Origin of the sequence: Streptomyces sp. SID5910, from assembly GCF_009862125.1 — a bacterium.
GTDB lineage: Bacteria > Actinomycetota > Actinomycetes > Streptomycetales > Streptomycetaceae > Streptomyces.
Genome location: NZ_WWHX01000422.1, coordinates 1 through 7,045, shown reverse-complemented (window position 1 = coordinate 7,045; position 7,045 = coordinate 1). Strand labels below are relative to the sequence as shown.

7 protein-coding genes and 1 pseudogene are annotated in these 7,045 nt (G+C 74.2%); 4 read left to right on the top strand and 4 right to left on the bottom strand.

From position 1 onward, the window contains the following. Together GTW67_RS14955 and GTW67_RS14950 are read right to left on the bottom strand one after the other, a co-directional pair. The coding region (locus GTW67_RS14955; RefSeq protein WP_161165307.1) for an O-acetylhomoserine aminocarboxypropyltransferase/cysteine synthase family protein at positions 1-991 on the bottom strand (991 nt) is incomplete at its 3' end. Between the two features lie 406 nt (positions 992-1,397). Beyond that, positions 1,398-1,805: a winged helix-turn-helix transcriptional regulator gene (locus GTW67_RS14950; RefSeq protein ID WP_161165306.1), complete on the bottom strand. Its 408-nt coding sequence runs from the start codon at positions 1,803-1,805 to the stop codon at positions 1,398-1,400. A 79-nt stretch (positions 1,806-1,884) separates the two neighbouring features. Between GTW67_RS14950 and GTW67_RS14945 the strand changes: the two genes are divergently transcribed. Continuing rightward, positions 1,885-2,829 (top strand): NADP-dependent oxidoreductase, encoded by a 945-nt coding sequence (locus GTW67_RS14945; protein WP_237518859.1) that lies wholly within the window; start codon positions 1,885-1,887, stop codon positions 2,827-2,829. Between the two features lie 60 nt (positions 2,830-2,889). Here GTW67_RS14945 and GTW67_RS14940 read toward each other — a convergent pair whose 3' ends face one another. Then, on the bottom strand, positions 2,890-3,870 hold the full coding sequence (locus GTW67_RS14940) for an ArsR/SmtB family transcription factor (protein ID WP_161165305.1): 981 nt from the start codon (positions 3,868-3,870) through the stop codon (positions 2,890-2,892). Positions 3,871-3,937: 67 nt separating this feature from the next. On the opposite strand from GTW67_RS14940, the gene GTW67_RS14935 reads away from it, so the two are divergent. After that, entirely contained in the window at positions 3,938-5,137 is a 1,200-nt protein-coding gene (locus GTW67_RS14935) for an MFS transporter (RefSeq protein ID WP_202437255.1), read from the top strand. On the opposite strand, the gene GTW67_RS14930 is transcribed toward GTW67_RS14935, so the two are convergent. After that, on the bottom strand, positions 5,116-5,691 hold the full coding sequence (locus GTW67_RS14930; protein ID WP_161165304.1) for a dihydrofolate reductase family protein: 576 nt from the start codon (positions 5,689-5,691) through the stop codon (positions 5,116-5,118). The two genes, GTW67_RS14935 and GTW67_RS14930, sit on opposite strands and share 22 nt — an antisense overlap. A 204-nt stretch (positions 5,692-5,895) precedes the next feature. On the opposite strand from GTW67_RS14930, the gene GTW67_RS14925 reads away from it, so the two are divergent. Together GTW67_RS14925 and GTW67_RS14920 are read left to right on the top strand one after the other, a co-directional pair. Then, positions 5,896-6,834 (top strand): DUF4129 domain-containing protein, encoded by a 939-nt coding sequence (locus GTW67_RS14925; RefSeq protein WP_161165303.1) that lies wholly within the window; start codon positions 5,896-5,898, stop codon positions 6,832-6,834. Between the two features lie 11 nt (positions 6,835-6,845). After that, positions 6,846-7,045 (top strand): annotated as a pseudogene (locus tag GTW67_RS14920) (hypothetical protein); the annotation flags it as partial.

The following is a 7,045-nucleotide window of genomic DNA, read 5'->3' as shown; positions in this document are numbered from 1 at the left end:
TCCATTCCGCGAGGGCCTGGGCGTTCGAGGAGTGCCGCTCAATGCGCAGACTGAGCGTCTCCACGCCCTGGAGCAGCAGGAACGCGGAGTGCGGGGAGAGGGCGGGCCCGAGGTCGCGCAGCAGCTGGACGCGGAGCTTGACGGCGAAGGCACCGGGGCCCAGCGCGGGCCAGTACCGCAGGCCGTGGTAGCTGGGGTCGGGCTCGGTGAAGTCGGGGAAGCGCTCGGTGTGGGCGCCGAAGTCGAAGGTGCCGCCGTCGACGACGACGCCCCCGATGGTGGTCCCGTGTCCGCCGAGGAACTTGGTGGCCGAGTGGACGACGATGTCGGCGCCGTGCTCGATGGGCCGCAGCAGATACGGGGTGGGCACGGTGTTGTCCACGATGAGCGGGACGCCGGCGTCGTGCGCGACGTCCGCGACGGCCCGGACGTCGAGCACGTTGCCGCGCGGGTTGCCCAGCGTCTCGGCGAACAGTGCCTTGGTGCCGGGCCGGATCGCCGCCCGCCAGGCCTCCGCGTCGTCCGGGTCGTCGACGAAGGTCACCTCGATGCCGAACTTGGGCAGGGTGTGGCGGAACAGGTTGTACGTGCCCCCGTACAGGGAGGCGCTGGAGACGATGTGGTCGCCGGAGCCGGCCAGGGTGAGGATCGCCAGGGTCTGCGCCGCCTGCCCGGACGCCAGTGCCACCGCGGCGACGCCGCCCTCCAGCGCGGCGATGCGCTGCTCGAAGACGTCCTGGGTGGGGTTGTGGATGCGGGTGTAGATGTTGCCGGGCTCGGCCAGCGAGAACAGGTCGGCGGCGTGCTGCGTGTCCCGGAACACGAACGACGACGTCTGGTAGATCGGCGTGGCCCGGGCGCCGGTCGCCGGGTCCGGTGCGGCACCCGCGTGGATCTGCTTGGTCTCGAAGGACCAGGCGGAGGTGTCGGGCCCGGTGGACCCCTCGTCGGGTGTGTGACCGGCGGTGACGGAGTCGATCGGCTGGCTCATGGTGCTTGCTCCCTTGCACGGAGGGCGGGGTACGTGACGCGCGGGTGCGCACGGCGAAAGGGCGTCGCGGGCGCGGTGACGGCACGGGGAAAGGAACGCGGGACCGGACACCGCTTTGGAGGGGGGCGCCGGTCGGGATGCACGGCGGGATGGCGGGGCTGCGGCCCGGGCGGGGCGTCAGCTCCGGGCGGTACAACCCGTGGTGGTGACACGCACGTAGTCGACGTGGCGGCGGGTCACGAGCACGGTCATGACGCAAGGGAAGCACACGCCGGCGGCGCGGCACCAGCACGTCGCACGGCGGCGCGGATCTCGACACACGCCCGCAACACAAGTGCGGTGGGCGCCGGTTGAGGTGTCGAACACGCGGGCGGCTGCCGCACCCGTCATCCCACGACGTCGGCGGTCAGGACGTCCGGTCCGGGGTGTCGTAGGCGGCGCGGGCGGCGTGTACCTCGTCCATGTGCTCCTCGGCCCAGTCCTTGATCGCGCGCATCACCGGCAGCAGCGTGCGGCCGAGCGGGGTGAGCGCGTACTCGACGCGGACCGGGACGGACGGGGTCACGGTCCGCGACACCAGCCCGTCGCGTTCCAGATGCCGCAGCGTCTGCGTGAGCATCTTCTGGCTCACGCTCGCCAGCCGGCGTTGCAGTTCGGTGTACCGCTGCGGTCCGTCCGCGAGCGCGTTGACGGCGAGGCTCACCCACTTGTCGGAGATGCGGTCGAGCAGGTGCCGGGCGGGGCATCCGGCGAGGTAGGCGTCGTAGGCGAGGCTCGCCTCGGCCCGTCGCTGGGCGGCCGTGCGGGTGGGCATGACGCACTCCTCTCGGTGCCGTACGCACCCGGAAGTGCGTACTTCCCGAGGGAGAGTAGCCGTTCCTACGGTGTGCGGCATGAGCACGGGAGAGAAGATGCGCGCGGTGGTGGCCCGGGGTTACGGCGGGCCCGGGGTACTGGAGACGGTGACGGTTCCGCTGCCGGAGCCGGGGCCGGGGCAGGTACGTGTCCACGTCGAGGCGGCCACCGTCAATCCGGTGGACCTGGTGACCCGTTCCGGCGCGCTCGTCGAGGCGGGGCTGATGGCGGAGCGCGAGCAGACGGGCATCGGTTGGGACGTGGCGGGTGTCGTCGACCGGGCCGGTGCGGGAGTGACGGCGTTCGTGCCGGGGCAGCGGGTGATCGGGCTGCGCGACCTGCTCGACGTGTCGCTGGGCGCCTACGCCGAGTACGCCGTCCTGGACGCCGCGGCGGTCGCGCCCGCACCGCCCGACGTCCCCGCCGAGGCCGCGGCGACGCTGCCGCTGAACGGCCTGACCGCCCTCCAGGCCCTGGACCTGCTCGGTCTCGTCGCGGGCGACACGGTGCTGGTGACCGGCGCGGCCGGGGCGGTCGGCGGCTTCGCGGTCGAACTGGCGGTACGGCGCGGGCTGCGCGTCGTCGCCCAGGCCGGTTCCGCGGACGAGGAGTTCGTCCGCGGCCTCGGTGCCGAGTGGGTCGTCGGCCGTGCCGTGGCCGACCTCGCGTCCGAGGTACGGCGCCTGGTGCCGGGCGGCACCGACGGCGCGCTCGACACCGCGGGACTCGGCATCCGCGCCCTGGCCGCCGTCCGCACCCGGGGCTCCTACGCCACGGTGGCCGGCGGCACGGCCCCGCTCCCGCTGCGCGGCATCCGGGTCCACCAGCAGTGGATCAGCGCCGACGGACCGGCGCTGGCCGAGCTCGCCGCCCTGGGGCTGACGCTGCGGGTCGCCGAGACCCTGCCCCTGGAGCACGCCGCCGAGGCCCACAAGCGGCTCGCGGCGGGCGGGATACGCGGGCGGCTGGTGCTGGTTCCCTGAGGCGGCGGGCGGGCCACCGGCGGAACGCGGGCGCGCGGGCCGGCGCCGCACACGCCGGTGTCATGACGGCCGGTCGGCCCCCGCCGCCTTCACCAGCACCTCCCCGGCCGCCGTGCGGGCGTACAGCACCGAGCGGCCGGACCGGTGGCGTTCCAGCAGTCCCGCGTCCAGCAGCACCCGCAGGTGCCCGCCCACCGACCCGAGGCCTCTGCCGGTGACGGCGACCAGCTGGGTCGTGCTCATGGGAGTGCCGAGCAGCACCAGCAGGCCGGCCCTCGCGGTGCCGAGGAGCGCCCCGAGGGCGGCCGGGGCCGGTCGCCGGTCGTGGTCGTCGGCGAGCACGCCGAGGCACGGGTAGACGACGGCGTACCGTTCCTGTCCCTCCCACGACACCCAGCTCGTCCTCGGGGTGACCGGCATGAACAGCAGGTCCGCCCCGGCGGCGATCTCGCGCGGCGGGTAGGCGTTCGGGTTGACCTGGAGGCGGCTCTCGCCGATCCATCGCGCGCCCGGTTTCAGCGAGTCCAGCACCGCCGCCCAGCCTCCCTGGCTGACCTGCGCCGTCCGGGCGACCGTGTCGGCCTCCAGGATGCGCCGCCGGCGCCGCCAGTACGGCCGTACGGTCTCGTCCCAGACGTACGTCAGGAGCGCGGTCGCCCGTTCGGGCAGGTCGTCCCGGTCGAGAGCGGCGGGGAGGGGGCCGCCGAGGGACACGCGGAGGTCGGCCCGCGCCTGTCCGGGCCCGGTCGCCCGCACCCGGGTCACGGTCTCCTCGAAGCTCTCACCGACGCGTGAGGTGGGGCAGAGGAAGTCGGCGATCCAGGAGGTGCCGAGCGCCGCCCGCACGAGCGGGGCGGCCACCGGGTCGGCCGCGAGGCGTGCGCGGTAGCCGGGCAGGTGCGTGCGCAGCCAGGCGTCCTCGCCCCGATGGGCACCGGTCCCCGCGTGCAGCAGTTTCAGGCTCGCGAAGGTCTCGGCGAACGGCGAGAGCACGAACCGGCTGCGGGCGAGGGTGTCGGTGCCGATCTGCCACAGACCCATGCCGACGACCTTTCGTGTGTCGGCGAAACAGTACCCCCGCTTCCCCGCCGATCCGAGACTGCGTCGCATGCGCAGCTACCGCTCCCTGTTCCGCACCCCGGAGTTCACTCCGTTCCTGCTCTCCTTCGCCGCCTTCGCCGCGGCCCAGACGATCGGCGGACTGGCCCTCGGCACGCTGGTGTTCCGGGCCACCGGGTCCCCGTTCCTGTCGGCGGTGAGCATGTTCGGCCCGCAGCTCGCGCAGTTGGTGGGGGGCGTGTTCCTGCTGTCGGGCGCCGACCGGCTGCCCCCGCGTGCGGTCCTGTCCGGCCTGGGTCTCGCCTTCGCGGCCGGTACGGCGGTCCTGGCACTGCCCGGACTGCCCGTCGGGGCGGTCTTCGTCGTCGTCCTGCTGCAAGGGCTGGTCGCGTCGCTGGGGGGCGGGGTGCGCGGGGGGCTGATGAACGAGATCCTGTCCAAGGACGGCTATGTCCTCGGGCGTTCGGTCTACAACATGGTCTGGGGCCTGACGCAGATGGCCGGCTTCGCGGCGGGCGGCGCGCTGCTGGTGCTCCTGTCCCCACGGGCCTGCCTGCTCCTCGCGGCGGCGGTGTACGCGGTGTCGGCCGTCGTCACCCGCCTGGGGCTCAGGGCCCGGCCGCCGCGTTCGTCGGGCCGCCCGTCCGTCGCGGCGACCTGGCGCACCAACGCCCTGCTGTGGTCCTCACGCTCCCGCCGTCTGACGTACCTCGGCCTGTGGGTCCCCAACGGCCTGATCGTCGGCGGCGATTCGCTCTACGTCTCCTACGCCCCCGAGGCCGCCGGCACGCTGTACGCGCTCGGGGCGCTGGGCATGTTCGCGGGTGACCTGGCGGTGGGCCGCCTGGTGCCCGTCACGGTACGCGCCCGGCTGGCGACGCCGCTGCGCCTGCTGCTGGCCGTTCCCTACCTGTTCTTCGTGCTGCGGCCGGGAGTGGCGCTGTCGGCCGTGGCGGTCGCCGTCGCCTCCGTCGGCTTCGCCGCGAGCCTGGTGCTGCAGGAACGGCTGATGAAGCTCACCCCCGACGGCCTCGCGGGCCAGGCCCTCGGACTGCACGCCACCGGCATGGCGGCCTTGCAGGGCCTCGGCACCCTCCTCGCGGGCACACTGGCCCAACTGACCTCACCGGCCGCGGCGATGTCCCTGATGGCGGCCGCGTCCGTCACCGTGACGCTGTCCCTCGCGGCGCTGGGACGGCGGGAGGGACGGCTGCCCGCCGTCGCCGGTCAGTGGACGGCGGGCCGGTAGACGAGTTCCTGGATGTCGCCGTCGAGGGTGCGCCGTTCGACCAGTTCCAGGTCGAAGTCGGCCGCGCCCCGGAAGACCGGGTCCAGTCCGGTCCGGCCGGTGATGACGGGGAAGAGCGTCACCTGGAGGCGGTCGACCAGGCCGGCGGCCATCAGGGCGCGGTTCATCGCCAGGCTGCCGTGCGAGCGCAGCGGTACGTCGGACTCCTCCTTGAGCCGGGCGACCACATCGACGGCGTCGCCGCTGACGACGGTCGCGTCCGGCCAGTCGAGGGGCCCTTGCAGCGTCGTCGACACCACCGTCGCCGGGAGGCTCCTCATCCGGGTCACCCAGGGGTCCCGCACGTCGGAGTCCTCGGTGCTCTCGGCCAGCATCTGGGTGAACAGCCGGTACGTGGTGGCTCCGAAGACCATCCGCTGGTCCGCGTCGTACAGCGCGAGGCGGTGGTCGAGCAGTTCGGGGCCCTGCTTGCCCCAGTAGCCGGTCCAGTCGCCGCCCGCGGCGCCGTAGCCGTCGAGACTGGAGAAGACGTCGAAGGTGTAGGTCGCGGTCATGTCGTGCTCCTCAAGGGTCCATGTGCGGTGGATCGGCGTGCGGCACCGAGCAGCCGGCTCCCTCGGGTGGGCCTCGGCAGCCGTCACATCTGTAGACCCGGTACTCGTCGGCAACTCATCGCCGTTCCCACCACCGGTGGTCACGATCACTCGCAGGGCGTACGGTGAACGGACGTTCGGGGGAACGGTTCAGCGGGGGATGTCATGGAGCACGGGGAGCGGGAGGGGCGCCCAGCGGTGCCCGGGGTCGTGGTCGCCGCCGGGGTGGTGGGGGCGCTGGCGGTCGCCGCGCTCGTGCTGCGGCCAGCCGAGGGACTGCTGCACTCCGGCCAGGGGCCGCTCGGCCACTGGGGCTTCGTCGTGATCGGGCTGTCCATCGTGTGGCCGGTGGGTGTCGCGCACACCGCCCAGCGTCTTCGTCCCCGGATCGGCGGTGACAGTCGAGGGCTGCCGGCGCGCGAGGAGCGGCTGCGGCAGGCCGTCGTGACGCTGCTGCTCGTCGGGCCGGGTGCCATCGGTGTCCTGTCCCTGGTGCTGCACCGGTTCACGCGCGACAGCAGGGCGTCCCTGCCGGTGGACCTCCCGCCGCCGCCCAGCTCACCACCGTCCATGCCCCCCGCCCGCAACATCCCGCCGCACGAGGAGAGTCCGGGAGACGCCCTGTCCCTGCCGTGGTATCTCCTGCTCGGTGTGCTGGTCGCGCTGGTCGTCGTGGTGGTCACGGTGGTCGTCGTACGGCGGCTGCGGCGGGTCGGGCTGACGGTGCCGCCGCGCCCCGGCCCCCTGGACCTGCCCGCGGACGACGAGGACGCGCGCCTGCTGCTGTCCGCCGTGCGCTCGGCCCGGCGCGCTCTGGCCGACGCCGGTGACGCCCGGGCCGCCGTCATCGCCTGCTACGCCGCGATGGAGGACGCCCTCGCCGCCTCCGGTGTGCGGCGGCACGCCTCCGACAGCCCCGCCGACCTGCTCACCCGCGCCGCCACCGCGGGCCTCGCCCCGAACCCGGCCGCGCCCCGGCTCACCGCACTGTTCCGCGAGGCCCGCTACTCCACGCACCCCATGGGCGCCCCGCACCGCGAGGCCGCCGCCGAGGCCCTGGAGGACATCGCCGCGCACCTCCAGGACCGGGAGACCGCACGGTGAGCCCGGGCCTCATGCCGGAGCCCGACGTGTTCCCGCTGCGCCGGCTCGGGCTGCTCGTCGGGGCGTTCGCCGGGTCCGGCGTCCTGCTCGTCCTGCTGCTCGACGGGCCCGCGGCGGCCGGTGCCGTCGTGGCCCTGCTCGTCGTCGCGGCGCTGGTGGCCGCCCGGTACGTCGCCGGGGCGGGCGCCTTCGACCACGGACGGCGGGAGGA